Origin of the sequence: Streptomyces sp. NBC_01571, from assembly GCF_026339875.1 — a bacterium.
Taxonomy (GTDB): domain Bacteria; phylum Actinomycetota; class Actinomycetes; order Streptomycetales; family Streptomycetaceae; genus Streptomyces.
The window spans coordinates 5,063,282-5,081,136 of the sequence record NZ_JAPEPZ010000001.1; the positions used below are offsets into that span (position 1 = coordinate 5,063,282).

The window sequence follows — 17,855 nt, forward strand, 5'->3', positions numbered from 1 at the left end:
CCGGGGGTGGACCCCGACGTACCCGGGCGGGACCTACGCACCCGGGCCGGACCGACGCACCCGAGGGCGGAGCCCCACGTACCCCCAGGGCGGGCCTGGCCCGGACGTGAGCGGGGTGCCGCGTACCCGGGGTGGGACTCGGCCGTGGCTGGGCCGCGCCCTGCGTGCTCGGGGCGGGGCCTGACGTGGTGGGGCGGAGCCCTCAGCGACGGGCAGGTGTGGGTGGGCGCCACGTCCGTGCGGGTTCCGTGCAGCACACCGCGCAGAGCAGTGCCGCCACGGCCAGGACGGCCGCCCACCGCTCGTGGGCGGCGTCCCAGTGCGGGTCGTTCACGGACACGACCAGCGCCCACCGCTCGGGCAGCAGCAGGGTCGGCACCGTCATGGCGGTGACCAGCAGGCCCGTCGCGACGGCCGGGCCCGGCTCGGCCCGGTCCGTGAACCGTACGGCGGCGGACGCGGCGGCCAGGGCGGTCGCCGCGATCGCGGCCGCCTCCAGCGTGAGCGCGCCGGCGGGGGGCCGCGCCCCCTCCGGTACGAGGAGCAGCGCGACCGTCCACCAGAGCGCGGCGGCCGGGGCCACCAGCGCCATCCGCAGGCCGCTGCGCAGCGGCCTGCGGGCCGGTACCGCCGCGGTGGTGTGCCGCGCCGGGTCGTCCAGCAGGAACGCCAGCCCCACGCCGAGGACGAGCGCGGCTCCCCGCAGCAGGTTGAGGCACAGCCACGGATCCGGCTGACCGGGCAGCAGGTGCGGGATCCCGGCCAGCAGGAACCCGAGACCGCCGCAGGCCGCGAGGGCCGTCCGGGGCAGGGTGCGCCAGACGGGCCGTACGAGGGCACGGATCACGGCCTGGTCCCCGTTCGTCCGCCCACGGTTCGTACGCTCCCGTTTCGTGCGCCGACTTTTCGTGCGCCGACTGTTCGCGCGCCGGCTGTTCGTACGCTCGCTGTTCGTACCCTCACGCCTCGTCCGCTCCCGCCTCGTCCCCTCACGGGTCGCGCGAGCGCGTCCGCGTCCGTGGCCGTGTCCGGCGCTGTCATCCCTCGCACGGGTCACCGTCCGGTTCCGGGTCCGTCGCCCCCGCCTTGGCCGGCACTCCCAGCAGCTCCGCGACCCGGGCCGTCGAGGTCTTCGGGGAGATCAGCTGCGACCAGTGGGCCTTCACCTTGGCGGTGACGCCGTAGCGGGGCTTCCTCAGCAGCTCCCGCACGATCCGCGTCTGTTCGTCGGTCATGGAGAGCGGCTCCGCGGGGGCCAGGACGATGGCGGAGCCGGTGACGCTGTCGTCGAGGCGGACGTGCCGGAAGAGCGTCATCGGGTCGGACTCCGCGCCCAGTGCCAGCCACATGATGGTCACCATGCGCGCGTCGCACACCGCGCTGCCCGCCTTCTCGTCCCCCGCGACCAGGACGGACGCGACGGCGACAGCGAACTCCGTGACCCGGTTGCCGCCCCAGGCGGTGCCGACGGTCACCTGGCCGGGCACGGTGGACGGTTCGAGGGCGGGGTTGTCCGCCAACCCGGAGCGGGCGTCGACGCGCTGGCGCACCGTCAGCCGCTCTCCCCAGGCGGCGCCGCCCGCGAGGCTCCGGACCCGGTCGACGACGGTGGCCCAGTCGGCCGTGCGACCCTTCCACTCGGGGAAGGCGCAGTACACCGAGGTGCCGTGCTCCAGACACGACTGGACCTTCTCGGGGGCGAGCGAGGCCCGTTCACGGGCCGCGACCGTCGCGGCCGGGGTGCCGCCGGACTGAGCGACCGCCCCCACCAGCGTCAGGGCGAGCGCACCCGCGAGGACCACCTGGACGGTCTTCGTACGGCCGCCGCCGACCAGCACCGCGAGAACGGTCACGAACAGGGCGAGCCCGAGGAGGTACAGCGCGTGCCAGGCGGCCGGACGGCCGAGCAGGTCGGAGGGGAACGGCCTGGCGCCGGTCTCGGTGACGACCGGGGACAGCCAGGCCGTCCAGCCCGTCCCGCCGGAGGCGCTCCCGCCGAGGACCTGGGTGAGGAGCAGGAAGACGAGGAGGACCGGCGCGGCCACGGCGGAGGGGACCAGGCGGCCGAGGAGGACACCGAGCGCGCCGAACAGCAGGACCGTCAGCGGGCCGACGGCCAGTTCGGCGGGTGAGCCGTGCCCGACGGCACCGGGCTTGAGCGCTTCCCAGGTGAACTGGACGGTGACGCAGACCGCGACGAACAGGGCGGCCGGGACGACGGACAGCGCGTGGGCGACCGTACGCCGCCAGGGCTCGACGACCAGCACCCCGAAGTGGCGTTCCGTGTCGTTGCGGTGGGAACGCCGGACGGCGCGGTTGACGCACAGCATGACCGAGAGACCGACGAGCATCGGCATGCTCTGGGTGGCCCGGTCGACGTCCTGCAGCACGGGGTAGTCGCCCGTCCGGCTCGTGCACTGCCACACGATCCAGCCGACGTACAGCAGCGCGACACCGACGAAGGACAGGTAGAGGCGCAGCTCGCGTGCCTCGAAGCGGGCGAGGGCGGCCACGGCCGCCCAGGGGTGCGGCTCCCGCGCCGGCCCGACGGCTTTGGCGGGGGTCTCCAGTACGGTGCTCATCCCGCCGCCACCTCCGCGGGCGCGCCGTCGAGGGTGAGCAAGTATCCGTCCTCCAGGGTCGGTTCGAGGAGTGCGGCGCCCGGGGGCGGGTCGCCGACGTTGCGGAAGGAACCCGTGCCCGTACGCCATCCGGCGCGTGCGGTCGGGTCGCGCTCGGCGCTGCTCCACACATGTCCGTCGGCGCGTGCGGCCAGTTCGACGGGGGTGCCCTCGAAGAGGACACGTCCATGGGCCATCACGATGACGCGCCGGCAGAGCATCGCGACGTCCTCGGTCTGGTGGGTGGAGAGGAGAACGGTGCGTTCCTCCCCCGCGCGGGCGATCAGCTCCCGGAAGCGCATGCGCTGCTCGGGGTCGAGGCCGACGGTGGGCTCGTCGAGGACGAGGAAGCCGGGGTCGCCGACGAGGGCCGCGGCCAGTGCGACCCGCTGGCGCATACCACCGGACAGCTTCTTGATCCGCTTGCCGCGTACGTCGGTCAGGTCGACGGCCTCCAGGACCCGGCGCACCTCGCGGTGCCGGGCCGTACGGTCCGTCTGCTCCTTGAGGATCGCCACGTAGTCGACGAACTCGAAGGCCGTGAAGTCCGGGTGGAATCCGGGGGCCTGCGGCAGATAGCCGAGCGTGCGCCGGAGGTTCTGGCGCCCGGCCGGCGTGGCCGGGTCGTGTCCGAGCACCGTGAAGGCGCCCCGGTCGGCCGGCACGGCGGTAGCGAGCACCCGCAACAGGGTGGTCTTTCCGGCCCCGTTGGGACCGATGAGCCCGGTGACACCTTCCTGGAGCCGCACCGACACGTCGTCGAGGGCGGGGGTCCTGCCGTAGCGGAGGCTCAGCCCGGAGGCGGAGACGGTGGGGGTCATACGGCGCTCCTGCGGAAGTGGTCGAAGAAGGGGGAAGGGGTGTAGATGACGGTGGTGAGAGGGACGGAGGGGACGGAGGGGACGGAGGGGACGGAGGGGACGGGTGAGAGGCGGGAGAGGGCGGAGAAGGGGTGCGTGGGGGAGGTGGCCGCGGGCCTCCTCATCCGTCGCTCCCGCCGTCACCGCCTCCGGTGTCCCCGCCGATGCCGCCCGCGAAGGACCGTCGGCGGTGGCGGTCGGAGGCGCAGACGACCACGTGGAGCAGCTCGGCCGCGAACGCCGCGAGTGAGACGGCCATCAGCAGCACGGCCTTCAGGAGGCGCAGCCGCCGCTCCCGTCGGGTGACCGGCACGACCGGCGGGACCGGCGTGGGCGGCGCAACCGGCGTGACCGGTGCGAGCGTCACGGCCTGCGCGGGTGGTGTCCGGTCCGTCATCCCGTGCCCCCTCGGGTGAACGCCCGGAACGGCTTCCGGGGGGACGACGCGTCGAACCCGTCGCGCGCCAGGTACAGCAGGCCGGCGGCCAGCGCGGCCACCGCCGCCGCGACGCCCTGCCCGGCCGCCGTGAACGGCGCGGGCGTCCCGTGGTGGGGCCCGGCCGCCGACGCCGTCAGAGCGATCAGCGTCACCCACACCGTGGCGACCAGGCCGGGCGCGAGCACCGGGCCCAGCCGGGGCGTCAGCGCGAGCCCGGTCCCGGTGAGGGCCAGCGCGGGCAGCAGCCAGGCCAGCGCGCGCAGTCCGTACGCGGGCAGGGCGAGGGTGGCGAGACCGTTCAGGCCGAGGACGACGGTCAGCACGGCGAGCGTGCGGATCATCAGCAGCCGGAATCCGTGCGTCGGTGAGACGACCGCCATCTCGTAGGTCGGGTCGAGCACGGGCCCGTACGACAGCGCGACCCCGGCGAGCGGGAGCAGCGGCGCGAGGGCCAGGAACAGGTTGGGCGCGGTGGCGGACTGCGCCGAGTCGGCCGCCGCCACGGTCATGACCAGCACGGCGGCGACCGCTCCCAGCCAGGAGCGGCGCAGCACGGGTGCGGCGGCCAGCAGGCGCGCGGTGTGGTCGGCGACGCCGATGCGCACCAGCAGTGACTCGAGCAGGCGCGGCCGCGGTGCGTCCAGTTCGGCGTCGAGCCGCTCCCACCCGGCGTCCAGCGCGACCGGGTCGGCCGCCGCGGCGAGCGTCTCCCGGCAGTGCGCGCACGAGGCGAGGTGGGTGTCCGCGGACCAGAGCCGGGGCGGGGTGAGTTCTCCTCGCGCATAGGCCCGGATGTCCTCGTCCGGCACGTGCCAGGCCGTGCCGGTCTCCCTGTCGATGCCGCTCATGCCAGCGCCTCCCGCAGCTGCTTGCGCGCGCGCAGGGCCCGCGTCTTGACCGTGCCGGGCGGTATGCCGAGCAGGACGGCCGCCTCCCTGGTGGTGAGGCCGTCGATCACCGTGGCCTGGAGCACCGCCCGCAGTTCGGGCGAGAGCCGGACCAGGGCGCCCGCGAGGTCTCCGTGCTCCACCCCCGCGAGCACGCGTTCCTCGGCGGACGCCTCGTCCCGGTGGCGCAGGCGGGCCAGGGCCTGCCGCAGCCGGCCGCGCGCGCCGTCGCCGCGCAGGGTGTCGATCAGTCGCCGGGAGCCGACGCGCCAGAGCCAGCCGGCCGCGTCGCCCTCTTCCCGGTAGCGCGCGGTGCCGCGCCAGACGGCGAGGAACGTCTCCTGCACGACGTCGTCCACCAGCCCGGCGTCCGCGCACCGTCCGCGCAGGCGCGCGGCCAGCCACGGCGCGTAGCGCCGGTACAGCTCCTCGAAGGCGCGACGGTCCCCGTCCGCCGCGATGGCCCGCAGCAGCTCCCCGTCGCTTCTCGTTTCCCTCACGTCACCTCATCGGACGAGCCCCGGCGATCGGTTCACGTTCGCGCCGACGGATTTCGCACTTGACTCACGGCACCCTCCTGCACCACCCTTTCACTACTCAATTAGTGAAAGGGTGGTTGTGGAGTGGTGGAGTACCGCATCGACCGGCGCAGCGGTGTCGCCACGTACGTCCAGATCGTCCAGCAGACCAAACAGGCCCTGCGCCTGGGCCTGCTGGAACCCGGCGACAAGCTCCCCACGGCCCGCGAGGTCGTGGAAGCCACCGCGATCAATCCGAACACCGTCCTCAAGGCCTACCGCGAGCTGGAGCGCGAAGGCCTGGTCGAGGCCAGACGCGGCCTGGGCACCTTCGTACGCCGCTCGCTCGGTACCGCCACCCCGGCCGACTCGCCCCTGCGCGCCGAACTGGACGCCTGGGTGACCCGAGCTCGCGCGGCCGGGCTCGGCCGGGACGACATGGCGGCGCTCTTCACCTCCGCACTCGACGACCGCTTCACTCAGGAACACGCCAAGGGAGACCAGGAATGAGCAACACCGCCATCGAGGCGGCCGGACTCGGCAAGCGGTTCGGGCGACGCGGGAGCTGGGCACTGCGCGCGTGCTCCTTCCGGCTCCCCGCGGGACGCGTCTGCGCCGTCGTCGGTCCCAACGGCGCGGGCAAGTCGACCCTGCTGTCCCACACGGCCGGCCTGCTCGCCCCCACCGAGGGCGCCCTCACCGTGCTCGGCACCCACCCGGCCGCCGCCCGCGAGCGCGTCGCGTACGTCGCCCAGGACAAGCCGCTGTACCCGCAGCTCACCGTGGCCCAGACGCTGCGCGTGGGCCAGGAGCTCAACCCCGCCCGCTGGGACGCCCGGGTCGCCGGGCGGATCGCGTACGAGGTCGGCGGCCTGGACCCGAAGAAGAAGATCCGCGCGCTCTCCGGCGGCCAGCGCACCCGGGTGGCCCTCGCCCTCGCGCTCGGCAAACGGCCCGAACTCCTGCTCCTGGACGAGCCGATGGCCGACCTCGACCCGCTCGCCCGGCACGAACTGATGGGCACCCTGATGGCCGAGGCCGCCGAGTACGGGACGACGGTCGTGATGTCCTCGCACGTCGTCGCCGAACTGGAGGGCTCCTGCGACTACCTGCTGCTGATAGGCGACGGCCGGGTACGGCTGGCGGGCGACCTGGACGACCTGCTGGCCGCGCACACCCTGACCACCGGCCCGGTCCGGGACCTCGCCCCGCACACCGTGGTCGAGTCCCGCACCACGGGACGCCAGCAGACCGCCCTGATCCGCCCGCAGGGCCCGTACCCCGCCGACACCGGAGCCACCGCGCCCTCGCTGGAGGACCTGGTCCTCGCGCATCTGCGCAACCCCGCGGCCCCCGCGCTGATCCTCGCACCCGCCCGCACCCAGGAGCCCGCCGTATGACCGCGCTCGCCACCACCGGCACCCCGGCGGCTCCCGTCCGCCGCCCGTCGGCCTCGCGCGGCCTGGTCCGGACGGTCCTGCTGCTGCACCGCCCGGCCCTCTGCGCCGGGGCGGGCCTGTTCGCCGTCCTCACCGTCCTGCTGCTGTGGCTGCACGGCCCCGCGATGGACGAGGCGGCCACCGCCTGGCGGCAGTACGACCACTGCCGGGAGTCCGCCTGCACCTACGACCAGGACTCCCTCCTCACCTACAAGTCCTTCTCCCAGTACGCCACCGTCGCGGTGACCCTCGTGCCGTTCCTCGTCGCCGCCTGGGCGGGCGCGTCGCTGTTCGGCCGCGAACTGGAGACCGGGACCGCGCGGCTCTCCTGGACCCAGTCGGTCTCCCCGGCCCGCTGGCTCACGGTCAAGCTGGCCCTCCCGGCCGCACTCGTCACCGCCGGGACGAGCGTGCTGGTCCTGCTGCACCAGCGGACCTGGCGCAGGAGCCAGAGCAGGATCGACACCGCCAAGGGCTGGGCCGACCCCCTCGTCTTCCACGCCAACGGCCCGACCACCGTCGCCCTCGCCCTGTTCGGTCTGGCCGCCGGCGCGCTGGCCGGCCTCGCGCTGCGCCGCTCGCTGGGCGCGCTCGTCGTCTCCCTGACGCTGACAGCGGGCGTCCGGGGCGCCGTCGCCCTGGCGCAGCCCCACCTCTGGTCACCGGTGCGGACCGTCACCAGCCTGCACCACAACGGCCCCACGAGCCTCGGCCTCACCGTCGACGAAGGCATCCTCACCTCCACCGGGGGCCGCCTCGCCAACCCGTACTGCGGCAGCGACCTCAGCATCCGGTGCCGCGAGCTGTACGCGAACCTGCACGCCACCAGCTTCTACAGCGACTCCCACCCGTACTCCCACTACTGGCCCCTCCAGTGGGTGGCGACCGGGATCGTCCTCGCCCTCACCGCGCTCGCCGTCCTCACCGCCTTCCGGCTGCTGACCCGGCAGGTCGGCGCCACCCCGAAGGAGGCCCGCCGATGAACGCCGTCAGCGGACTCCCGTGGACCGTCCTGCGCCTGCACCGCCCGGCGCTGGCCCTGTGGGGCGCGTTCGTGGCCGCCGTCGGCGGGCTCCTGGTGTGGGCGGTCGAGGTCCAGGCCGACCGGGCCCGGGAGGAACTGGCCTACTGCGCACACCACGAGACCTGCTTCCTCACCGCCACCGCCGACTACGGCAACACCCTCCGCTGGACCGCCGTCGTGCTGTGCTACGCCTTCTGCGCCGTCGCCGCCTGGGCGGGCGCCTCCCTGGTCGCCCGCGAACTGGAGTCGGGCACCGCACAGCTCGCCTGGACCCAGTCGGTGTCGCCGACGCGCTGGCTGACCGCCAGGCTCGCCGTGCCCGCACTGGCCGTCACGCTCGGCGGCGCGGTGCTCGTGGCGCTGTTCCGCTGGGCCTGGTCGAACAACCCGGACCGGCTGGACGACGGCTGGAGCGGCTTCAGCACCTTCGTCGCCCTGGGCCCCGCGACGGTCGCGTACGCCCTGTGCGCACTGGCCGTCGGCGCGCTCACCGGCCTGCTGCTGGGACGCGCGCTGCCCGCCCTCGGCGTGACCTTCGCCGTGACGCTGCTGCTCAACCAGGTCCTGGGGGCCTGCCGCGCCGACCTGTGGCCCAAGGTCACCCGGACCGGCACCACCGAGGCAGGGCTCCCCCACCGGGCCTGGCAGCTGGAGAACGGGGTGCTCGTCCACGGCCGCCGGGTCGCGAACCCCGACTACGGGCACTGCGTCGGTACGGCCGCGCGGATCAGACGCTGCGCGGCCGACCACGGGATCACCGGCCATTACTCGGTCTACCATCCGGTCTCCCACTTCTGGCCCCTCCACCTGGTGGAGACCGGCATCGTCCTCGCCGTCGCCACCGCGGCCACCGCGGTCACCTTCCGACTGCTGCGCCGCCGCACCGCGTAGACCCCGTCCCCGCACCGCGGGAAGAGAGCAGAACCGGCCTCCGCGACCTGTCCGTACGCCCTCCACGGGGGTGGGGACGTACGCGGCCCCCGGACATGTGACGTCCGGGGGCCGCCCCCCGATATCCCGCACGTCATGTCGCCGTAACCATCGATTCAGACGAGCTTGCGACGCTCAGCCAATGAAGCCCGCCGTGCCAGAGCCTTCGCCTCCACCGGAGAACGAGCCCCAGCCGTCGACGGCGGACGAAACCGTGTCCGTGCCCCGCCCGGGGCACTCCCGGTCGGACGAAGCCGTGAGCCGGGGAGCCGTCATCCGCCTCGCCGCGCTGCCGCCCGCCCGCTCCGACGCGCCGGTCTCGCGTCCGGCGCGGAAGAATGGGTCCATGAACCAGCCCAGCGCCCAGGCCCAGGTCCAGCACCCGCAGCCGTCCGTCGGTTCCATCGCCGCGCACCGGCCGCACACCGTCGCCGCCAACGTCTCCGACCTGGAGCCCGACCTCGACGCCGACCTCGACGCGTACGAGGACACGGTGCAGGACGGCGTCCAGCTCCCGCAGGGCCGGTTCCTGGACCGGGAACGCAGCTGGCTGGCGTTCAACGAGCGCGTCCTGGAGCTCGCCGAGGACCCGAGCACGCCCCTCCTCGAACGGGCGAAGTTCCTGGCGATCTTCGCCAGCAACCTGGACGAGTTCTTCATGGTCCGGGTGGCCGGTCTCAAGCGCCGCATCGCGACCGGCGTCGCCACCAAGTCCGCCTCCGGCCTGCAGCCGCGCGAGGTCCTGGAGATGATCTGGGCCCGCTCACGCGAGCTCATGGCCCGGCACGCGGCCTGCTACCAGGAGGACGTCGCCCCCGCGCTCGCGGAGGAGGGCATCCACCTGGTCCGCTGGAGCGAGCTCACCGAGAAGGAGCAGGCCCGCCTCTTCACGCTCTTCCGGCACCAGATCTTCCCGGTCCTGACCCCGCTGGCGGTCGACCCCGCGCACCCCTTCCCGTACATCTCCGGCCTGTCCCTGAATCTGGCCGTGGTCGTGCGGAACCCGGTCAGCGGTCACCGGCACTTCGCACGCGTCAAGGTCCCGCCGCTGCTCTCCCGTTTCCTGGAGGCCTCCCCGGACCGCTACGTCCCCATCGAGGACGTGATCGCGGCCCACCTGGAGGAGCTCTTCCCGGGCATGGAGGTGCTGGAGCACCACACCTTCCGCCTCACCCGCAACGAGGACCTCGAGGTCGAGGAGGACGACACCGAGAACCTGCTCCAAGCACTGGAGAAGGAGCTCATGCGGCGCCGCTTCGGGCCGCCGGTGCGCCTGGAGGTCGAGGAGTCCATCGACCGGTACGTCCTCGACCTGCTGGTACGGGAACTGAAGATCTCCGAGGCCGAGGTGTACCCGCTGCCGGGCCCGCTGGACCTCACCGGCCTGTTCGGCATCGGCGCCCTCGACCGGCCCGAGCTGAAGTACCCGAAGTTCATCGCGGGCACCCACCGCGACCTCGCGGAGGTCGAGTCGGCGTCCGCGCCCGACATCTTCGCCGCCCTGCGCGAACGCGACGTCCTGCTGCACCACCCGTACGACTCGTTCTCCACCTCCGTACAGGCCTTCCTGGAGCAGGCGGCGAGCGACCCGGACGTCCTGGCGATCAAGCAGACGCTGTACCGGACGTCGGGCGACTCGCCCATCGTCGACGCGCTGATAGACGCCGCCGAGTCCGGCAAGCAGGTCCTCGTCCTCGTCGAGATCAAGGCACGCTTCGACGAACAGGCCAACATCAAATGGGCCAGGAAGCTGGAGGAGTCCGGCTGCCATGTCGTGTACGGGCTCGTCGGGCTGAAGACCCACTGCAAGCTGTCGCTGGTGGTGCGGCAGGAGGGTGACACCCTGCGCCGCTACAGCCACGTCGGCACGGGCAACTACCACCCCAAGACCGCCCGGCTGTACGAGGACCTCGGACTGCTCACCGCCGACCCGCAGGTCGGCGCGGACCTCTCCGACCTCTTCAACCGGCTCTCCGGCTACTCGCGCCGCGAGACCTACCGCCGGCTCCTGGTCGCCCCCAAGTCGCTGCGCGACGGCCTGATCGCGCGGATCAACAAGGAAGTCCAGCACCACAACGCCGGACGCCCCGCCTTCGTCCGCATCAAGTGCAACTCGATAGTGGACGAGGCGATCATCGACGCGCTGTACCGCGCGTCCCAGGCCGGAGTCCCCGTCGACGTGTGGGTGCGCGGCATCTGCGCGGTCCGGCCCGGCGTCACAGGCCTGTCCGAAAACATACGGGTCCGGTCCGTGCTCGGCCGCTTCCTGGAACACTCACGGGTCTTCGCGTTCGGCAACGGCGGCGAGCCCGAGGTGTGGATCGGCAGCGCCGACATGATGCACCGCAACCTCGACCGGCGGATCGAGGCCCTCGTCAGGATCACCGACCCGGCCCACCGGGCAGCCCTCAGCCGGCTGTTCGAGACCGGGATGTCGGACACCACCGCTTCCTGGCACCTGGGCCCGGACGGCGAATGGACCCGGCATGCGACCGACCAGGATGGCCAACCGCTGCGGAACGTCCAGGAGATGCTCATAGACGCCCGGAGGCGCCGGCGTGGCACAGCAACACCTTGACCCCACCGACCCCACGGCCGGGTCCTCACCCCGGCTGGCGGCCCCGCCCGACCGGCGGCACCCCCATGAGCAGGGCGGTACGCCCGTCGGCGAGGTCCTCGCGGACTATCTGCGGGACCAGGCCACGGAGTTCCTCCGTTCGCTGCGGCAGCACCGGGAGACCGGCGCCGCGGCGGGCGGCTCGACGGATTCGGTCGACGCGGCGCGCGCCCTGCGCCGCTCGGCCCGCCGCATCAGCGGCACCCTGCACACCTTCCGGCCCCTCCTCGACACGGACTGGTCGGAGGGGATGCGCCCCGAACTCGCCTGGCTGTCGGGCACCTTGGCGCGTGAGCACGCCTACGCGGCCCGCCTGGAGCGGCTGCTCGGCGCGCTGAACCGGCTGTCGGGACCGACCGCCTTCCCCGCGCAGACCCCGGGGGGCGCCGACGTTCCGCCCAAGGGCCAGATGACCATAGGGGCGGCGAAGGCGGGCGCGCTGCTCGACCGGCAGCTGACCCTCGCCCGCACCCGGGCGCACTCGGCGGCGCTCCAGGCGCTGGGTTCCTCCCGCTTCCACGCGGTCGCGGACAGCGTCGCCGTGCTCGCGAGCGAGGTACCGCTCACCACCGCGGCCACCGCGGCCGACCTGCGCCCACTGGCGGCCGCCGCACAGGACCGGCTCATCGACGCGGTCGCCGCGCTGCCGCTGATCACGGCGGGCCATCCGTACAACGCGGAGGCCCTCGTCCTCGGCCTCTCCGCGGACGCGGCTCCCCATCCCCAGGACGCGCCCTGGCACCAGGTCCGGCTGCTGCTGCGGCTGCACCGCTACGCGCGCGAGTGCCTCTACCGGGAGGGCGTCCCCTCCGACGTACGGCTGCTCGGCGCGGGTCAGGCCCTCGACCGGCACCGGGACGCGGCGGAGGCGGCCGCGGCCGCGGCGTCGGCGGCCCGCACCCCGCGCATCGCCCCGGCGACCGCGTACGCGCTCGGCGTGCTCCACGCGGACCAGCGGCACGAGGTGGAGGCGGCACGCTTCGCGTTCCAGCAGAGCTGGCAGAAGGAAGCCGTACGCACCCCCTGAGGGAGACCCCATGACCGACGGCACCGACATCATCCGGGCGGCGGGCTGCGTCCTGTGGCGCCGCTCGCCCGTCGACGGCGAGCTGGAGGTCTGTCTGGTCCACCGGCCGAAGTACGACGACTGGTCGCATCCCAAGGGCAAGCTCAAGCGCGCCGAGGACGCCCTGGCCGGGGCGCTGCGGGAGGTCGAGGAGGAGACGGGGTACTCCGCGGTACCGGGCGCCACCCTGCCCACGCTCGGATACCTCGTCGGCGGACGCACCAAGGAGGTCCGCTACTGGGCGGCCGAGGCGGCGGACGGCTGCTTCCGGCCGAACAGCGAGGTCGACCGCGTCCTGTGGCTCCCGCCGACCGCGGCCCGGCACCGCCTGACCCAGCCCAGGGACCGCGACCTGGTCGACGCACTGCTGCACTCGCTGCATCTGGCGTAGGTCCGTGCGGCCCTGGGGCCCGGGGTGCGGCCGGCGAGGTCCCGGGAGACGGCCCAGGAGGTACGGACCGTGAAGTCCGGCGCACGCCGTCGCATCCCGCCTGGACGCCACGCCTGTACGAGGCACCCGCGCGCCGTACACGTGCGCCGGGTCGCACCCGGTCCCGTCCCGCCTCTTGCGCCGAAACCTGAACGATTGCGGCCGGTTGCCTAGAGTTACCAATGAGACCCGAGTTGTCGGAAACCACCCCGTGTCCTCGACGTAAGCGTTCCGTGACCTCACCGCACCGACCGCAGGGGTTCACCCTCCGTTCACTTATGGCCATCGGCGCCTTCACCTCTTCTGCCTAATTTCGGCCTTACGCGGTGCGGACCGCGCCCCGGGCAGGTCCTGGGACACGGCTTCCGCCTACCACCGACATCGCACGCCGCCACTCGACGGCGGCTCCTGGAAGGAACTCCCGAAAAGTGAAGCTTCAGCGCAAGAACCGGCTTCGCGCCCTCTCGCTCGGTGCCGTCGCCGTCTCCGGCGCCCTGGCCCTCACGGCGTGCGGCTCGGACGACACCGGCAGCAAGAGCACCGGCGACAAGGCGACCTCTTCCGCCACGAGCGCCAGCGCCATCAAGTGCGACGACGCCAAGGGCCAGCTGCAGGCCTCCGGCTCCTCCGCGCAGAAGAACGCCATAGACGCCTGGGTGAAGGAGTTCACCCAGGCCTGCTCCGGCGTCCAGATCAACTACAACCCGACCGGTTCGGGTGCCGGCGTGACGGCCTTCACGCAGGGCCAGACCGCGTTCGCCGGTTCGGACTCCCCGCTGAAGCCCGAAGAGGTCGGCGCGGCCACGAAGGCCTGTGGCGGCAACCCGGCCATCGACCTCCCGATGGTCGGCGGCCCGATCGCGATCGGTTACAACCTGCCGGGCGTGGACGGCCTCGTCCTCGACGCGTCCACCATCGCGAAGATCTTCGATGGCAAGATCACGAAGTGGAACGACTCCGCGATCGCGAAGCTCAACCCCACCGCGAAGCTGCCCAGCACCAAGATCCAGGCGTTCCACCGCTCGGACGAGTCCGGCACCACGGACAACTTCACCAAGTACCTGAAGGCCGTCGCCCCGTCCGACTGGAACTACTCCGGCGGCAAGGCGTGGCAGGCCAAGGGCGGCCAGTCCGCGCAGGGCTCCTCCGGCCTCGCCCAGCAGGTCAAGCAGACCGCCGGCGCGATCTCCTACTTCGAGCTCTCCTACGCCGCTGACGGCATCAGCACCGTCGACCTCAAGACGGACGCCGCCACCCCGGTGAAGGCCAGCGTCGAGAACGCCACCAAGGCCATCGCCACCGCCGAGGTCAAGGGCACCGGCAACGACCTGTCGCTCGGCCTGAACTACAAGCCGACCGAGGAGGGCGCCTACCCGCTCACCCTGGTCACCTACGAGATCGTCTGCGAGAAGGGCAACAAGGCGGACACCCTGCCCGCCACGAAGGCCTTCCTCAACTACATCGCGAGCGAGGACGGTCAGAAGCTTCTGACCGACGCCAAGTACGCGCCCATCCCCGCCCAGATCATCACCAAGGTTCGCGCCGCCGTCTCGAACCTGAGCTGACCTGAGTGTGCGGCCCGCCTCACCGAGGCGGGCCGCACCGTCCGGTGCACCGCCGCCTGGAGCCGCCACCCCTTACGGTTCCGCAGACCGGAGAATCCTGATGGACATAACGACACAGAACACCGAAGCACCACCTCCCACCCCACAGACTTCCGCGCCCGGCACGAAGATCGCCGACCGCGGCGCCTCCCGCACCGGAGACCGCGTCTTCATCGGTCTCTCCCGCGGGTCGGGCATCTTCCTTCTGGTGATCATGGCCGCCATCGCGGCCTTCCTCACCTATCGCGCGGCCAACGCGATCAGCGAGGACCACGGGAACTTCCTCACGACGTTCGAGTGGAACACCAACCTCCTGCCGCCCAGCTTCGGCATCGCGGTGCTGGCCTTCGGCACGGTGGTCTCCTCGATCATCGCCATGGCCCTCGCGGTCCCCGTCGCCGTCGGCATCGCGCTGTTCATCACGCACTACGCGCCGCGCAAGCTCGGCGGCCCCATCGGGTTCGTGATCGACCTGCTCGCCGCCGTCCCGTCCATCGTGTACGGCCTCTGGGGCGCCCTCGTCCTGGTCCCGCACATGGACGGCCTCTTCGGCTGGCTCGACCACTACTTCGGCTGGACCGGCATCTTCGAGTGGCAGGGCGGTGCCCCCCGCTCGATGCTCACCGTCGGCGTCCTGCTCGCGATCATGATCCTGCCGATCATCACCAACGTGAGCCGCGAGGTCTTCCGCCAGGCTCCGCTGATGATCCAGGAGGCCGCGCTCGCGCTCGGCGCCACGCGCTGGGAGGTCATCCGCATGTCGGTGCTGCCCTTCGGCCGCTCCGGTGTGATCTCCGCGTCGATGCTGGGCCTCGGCCGCGCGCTCGGCGAGACGATGGCCGTCGCCACGGTCCTCTCGCCGACCTTCGAGATCAACGCCAGCCTGCTCGACCCGGGCGGCGGCACCTTCGCGCAGAACATCGCGAGCAAGTTCAGCGAGGCCACCCCGCTCGGCCAGGACGCGCTGATCGCCTCCGGTCTCGTCCTGTTCGTCATCACCCTGCTGGTCAACGGCGGCGCGCGGATGATCATCAACCGCCGCAAGGAGTACTCGGGGGCCAACGCATGAGCCACGCATCCGTCACCGAGAGGCGCCCCAGCAGTCTGCGCGGCGCCAGCCTCCCCTCGTGGTCCCCGTGGGGGATCGCCGTGGGCGCGCTCGTCCTCGCCGTGGTCATCGGTCTGGTGGGCGGACTCGACAGCAAGGTCCAGTGGGGCCTGATCGCCGCGATCCTCTTCGTCCTCGGCACCTACGGCATCTCGGCCCGCGTCGAGGGCCGCCGCCAGGCCAAGGACCGGGTCGCGACCAGCCTCGTCTGGGTCTGCTTCCTCGTCGCCATCGTCCCGCTGGCCTCCCTGATCTGGGAGACCGCCAAGCGTGGCGTGAAGGTCTTCGACATCTACTTCCTGACCCACTCCATGGGTGTGGTCGCCGACACCGAGACCGGTGGCGGCATCTACCACGCGATCATCGGCACCCTCGAGCAGGTCGGCATCGCCACCCTGATCGCCGTGCCGATCGGTGTGCTCACCGCCGTCTACCTGGTGGAGTACGGACGCGGCAAGCTCGCCAAGGCCGTCACCTTCTTCGTCGACGTCATGACGGGCATCCCGTCGATCGTCGCCGGCCTGTTCGTCCTCAGCTTCTGGATCCTGATCCTGGACATGGGCTACTCCGGCTTCGCCGGTGCGCTCGCCCTGTCGATCCTGATGATGCCCGTCGTGGTCCGCTCCACCGAGGAGATGCTCAAGCTCGTACCGAACGAGCTGCGCGAGGCCTCCCTCGCACTGGGCGTCCCGAAGTGGCGCACCATCATCAAGGTGGTCCTGCCGACGTCCATCGGCGGTATCACCACGGGTGTGATGCTCGCGGTCGCCCGCATCACGGGCGAGACCGCCCCGGTGCTGCTCCTGGTCTGGGGCACGAACTTCATCAACACCAACCCGTTCTCGGACCCGCAGGCCTCGCTGCCGCTGTACATCTACCAGCAGTACGCGAACAGCGCCGGCTCCGGCGCGGCCTACGACAGGGCCTGGGCGGCGGCACTCGCGCTCATCGCCTTCGTCATGATCCTGAACCTGGCGGCCCGCGGCATCGCCCGCTGGAAGGCCCCGAAGACGGGCCGCTGACGCGGCCAATCAGCGACCCGAACCTCTCGAAAGAAGCAGTGACTGACATGGCCAAGCGAATCGACGTGAGCGGTCTGACCGCTTACTACAGCGCCCACAAGGCGATCGAAGACATCTCGATGACGGTCGAGCCGCGCTCGGTGACGGCCTTCATCGGCCCCTCCGGCTGCGGCAAGTCGACCTTCCTGCGCACCCTCAACCGGATGCACGAGGTCACCCCCGGCGGCCGCGTCGACGGCAAGGTCCTCCTGGACGACGAGGACCTGTACGGCCAGGGCGTCGACCCCGTCGCCGTGCGCCGCACGATCGGCATGGTCTTCCAGCGCCCCAACCCCTTCCCCACCATGTCGATCTTCGACAACGTGGCGGCGGGCCTCAAGCTCAACGGCTCCTACCGGAAGTCCGAGCTCAACGACATCGTCGAGAAGTCCCTCAAGGGCGCGAACCTCTGGAACGAGGTCAAGGACCGCCTGAACAAGCCCGGTTCGGGCCTGTCCGGCGGCCAGCAGCAGCGACTGTGCATCGCGCGGGCGATCGCGGTGGAGCCCCAGGTCCTTCTCATGGACGAGCCGTGCTCGGCCCTGGACCCGATCTCCACCCTCGCCATCGAGGACCTGATCGGTGAGCTGAAGGAGCGCTTCACGATCGTCATCGTGACGCACAACATGCAGCAGGCCGCGCGGGTCTCCGACCGCACCGCGTTCTTCAACCTGGCCGCGGTGGGCCAGCCCGGGCGCCTCATCGAGATCGACGACACGGAGCGGATCTTCTCCAACCCGTCGGTCCAGGCCACCGAGGACTACATCTCGGGCCGCTTCGGCTGAGCCGTCCCCCACGAACCCCTCGCGGTGCTGCATGGCGGTGCCACCGCGAGGACGAGAAGGGCCCGCCCCCGGCTCCCGGGGGCGGGCCCGCTCCCGTTCCGGCCTGAACGGCCTCGTCCTCAATCGCCGGACGGACTGAAAATACGGGCACACGCCTGAGCCGGGACCTACGCGGAAGACGGGGCCCGCGCCGGAAACGAGACCCGCCCCACAGACGCCCGACCCACGCCGAGGCCACGAACCTGGGCTGAAGACGAGACCCGCCCCACAGACGCCCGACCCACGCCGAGGCCACGAACCTGGCTGAAGACGAGACCCGTCTCATAGATGCCGGCCCAGGCTGTTAACGCTGGCCTGGGCCGGAGGCGCGGGCTCACGCCGCAGATCCCTGCGCGCGCCGAGGGCTCCGGCAGAGGCGATGCCCTCCAGCCCGTCCGGCGTTTGAGGACGAGCCCTTCGGGCGATC

At 72.2% G+C, this 17,855-nt stretch carries 18 protein-coding genes; 11 read left to right on the forward strand and 7 right to left on the reverse strand.

From position 1 onward, the window contains the following. Window positions 1-202: 202 nt before the first annotated feature. The 7 genes from OHB41_RS22780 to OHB41_RS22810 all read right to left on the reverse strand — a co-directional run bounded on the left by OHB41_RS22780 (window position 203) and on the right by OHB41_RS22810 (window position 5,307). Complete coding sequence (locus OHB41_RS22780; RefSeq protein ID WP_266700075.1) at window positions 203-847, reverse strand: ABC transporter; 645 nt, start codon at window positions 845-847, stop codon at window positions 203-205. Window positions 848-1,037: 190 nt separating this feature from the next. Beyond that, window positions 1,038-2,582, reverse strand: coding sequence for an ABC transporter permease (locus tag OHB41_RS22785; RefSeq protein WP_266700076.1), 1,545 nt, complete (start codon window positions 2,580-2,582; stop codon window positions 1,038-1,040). Next, the gene (locus tag OHB41_RS22790) at window positions 2,579-3,442 is read right to left on the reverse strand and encodes an ABC transporter ATP-binding protein (RefSeq protein ID WP_266700077.1); all 864 of its coding nucleotides are present in this window, start codon (window positions 3,440-3,442) and stop codon (window positions 2,579-2,581) included. The genes OHB41_RS22785 and OHB41_RS22790 overlap by 4 nt, the downstream gene beginning before the upstream one ends. Continuing rightward, complete coding sequence (locus tag OHB41_RS22795; protein WP_266700078.1) at window positions 3,439-3,606, reverse strand: hypothetical protein; 168 nt, start codon at window positions 3,604-3,606, stop codon at window positions 3,439-3,441. Before OHB41_RS22795 ends, OHB41_RS22790 begins: the two co-directional genes overlap by 4 nt. Beyond that, window positions 3,603-3,878 carry a hypothetical protein gene (locus OHB41_RS22800; protein ID WP_266700079.1) on the reverse strand — a complete coding sequence of 92 codons (276 nt, stop codon included), beginning with the start codon at window positions 3,876-3,878 and terminating at the stop codon, window positions 3,603-3,605. Before OHB41_RS22800 ends, OHB41_RS22795 begins: the two co-directional genes overlap by 4 nt. Then, the gene (locus tag OHB41_RS22805) at window positions 3,875-4,768 is read right to left on the reverse strand and encodes an anti-sigma factor family protein (RefSeq protein WP_266700080.1); all 894 of its coding nucleotides are present in this window, start codon (window positions 4,766-4,768) and stop codon (window positions 3,875-3,877) included. The genes OHB41_RS22800 and OHB41_RS22805 overlap by 4 nt, the downstream gene beginning before the upstream one ends. Then, window positions 4,765-5,307: an RNA polymerase sigma factor gene (locus tag OHB41_RS22810; protein WP_266700081.1), complete on the reverse strand. Its 543-nt coding sequence runs from the start codon at window positions 5,305-5,307 to the stop codon at window positions 4,765-4,767. The genes OHB41_RS22805 and OHB41_RS22810 overlap by 4 nt, the downstream gene beginning before the upstream one ends. A gap of 123 nt (window positions 5,308-5,430) precedes the next feature. Between OHB41_RS22810 and OHB41_RS22815 the strand changes: the two genes are divergently transcribed. The 11 genes from OHB41_RS22815 (at window position 5,431) to pstB (ending at window position 17,389) form a co-directional block, all read left to right on the forward strand. Further along, window positions 5,431-5,835, forward strand: a complete 405-nt coding sequence (locus tag OHB41_RS22815) for a GntR family transcriptional regulator (RefSeq protein ID WP_266700082.1) — start codon at window positions 5,431-5,433, stop codon at window positions 5,833-5,835. After that, complete coding sequence (locus tag OHB41_RS22820) at window positions 5,832-6,725, forward strand: ABC transporter ATP-binding protein (RefSeq protein ID WP_266700083.1); 894 nt, start codon at window positions 5,832-5,834, stop codon at window positions 6,723-6,725. The genes OHB41_RS22815 and OHB41_RS22820 overlap by 4 nt, the downstream gene beginning before the upstream one ends. Continuing rightward, window positions 6,722-7,747: an ABC-2 membrane transporter-related protein gene (locus tag OHB41_RS22825; RefSeq protein ID WP_266700084.1), complete on the forward strand. Its 1,026-nt coding sequence runs from the start codon at window positions 6,722-6,724 to the stop codon at window positions 7,745-7,747. Before OHB41_RS22820 ends, OHB41_RS22825 begins: the two co-directional genes overlap by 4 nt. Next, window positions 7,744-8,679: an ABC-2 membrane transporter-related protein gene (locus tag OHB41_RS22830; RefSeq protein WP_266700085.1), complete on the forward strand. Its 936-nt coding sequence runs from the start codon at window positions 7,744-7,746 to the stop codon at window positions 8,677-8,679. The genes OHB41_RS22825 and OHB41_RS22830 overlap by 4 nt, the downstream gene beginning before the upstream one ends. 385 nt (window positions 8,680-9,064) lie before the next feature. Next, a complete protein-coding gene (locus OHB41_RS22835; RefSeq protein WP_266700086.1) occupies window positions 9,065-11,296 on the forward strand; it encodes an RNA degradosome polyphosphate kinase in 2,232 nt (743 codons plus the stop codon). Beyond that, complete coding sequence (locus OHB41_RS22840; protein WP_266700087.1) at window positions 11,277-12,362, forward strand: CHAD domain-containing protein; 1,086 nt, start codon at window positions 11,277-11,279, stop codon at window positions 12,360-12,362. The genes OHB41_RS22835 and OHB41_RS22840 overlap by 20 nt, the downstream gene beginning before the upstream one ends. Window positions 12,363-12,372: 10 nt before the next feature. Continuing rightward, window positions 12,373-12,792 (forward strand): NUDIX hydrolase, encoded by a 420-nt coding sequence (locus tag OHB41_RS22845; protein WP_266700088.1) that lies wholly within the window; start codon window positions 12,373-12,375, stop codon window positions 12,790-12,792. Window positions 12,793-13,259: 467 nt separating this feature from the next. Next, a complete protein-coding gene (pstS, locus tag OHB41_RS22850; RefSeq protein WP_266700089.1) occupies window positions 13,260-14,396 on the forward strand; it encodes a phosphate ABC transporter substrate-binding protein PstS in 1,137 nt (378 codons plus the stop codon). A gap of 100 nt (window positions 14,397-14,496) precedes the next feature. After that, window positions 14,497-15,504, forward strand: a complete 1,008-nt coding sequence (pstC, locus tag OHB41_RS22855) for a phosphate ABC transporter permease subunit PstC (RefSeq protein WP_266700090.1) — start codon at window positions 14,497-14,499, stop codon at window positions 15,502-15,504. After that, window positions 15,501-16,565, forward strand: coding sequence for a phosphate ABC transporter permease PstA (pstA, locus tag OHB41_RS22860; RefSeq protein ID WP_266700091.1), 1,065 nt, complete (start codon window positions 15,501-15,503; stop codon window positions 16,563-16,565). Before pstC ends, pstA begins: the two co-directional genes overlap by 4 nt. Before the next feature lie 47 nt (window positions 16,566-16,612). Further along, window positions 16,613-17,389 (forward strand): phosphate ABC transporter ATP-binding protein PstB, encoded by a 777-nt coding sequence (pstB, locus tag OHB41_RS22865; protein WP_266700092.1) that lies wholly within the window; start codon window positions 16,613-16,615, stop codon window positions 17,387-17,389. Window positions 17,390-17,855: the final 466 nt, after the last annotated feature.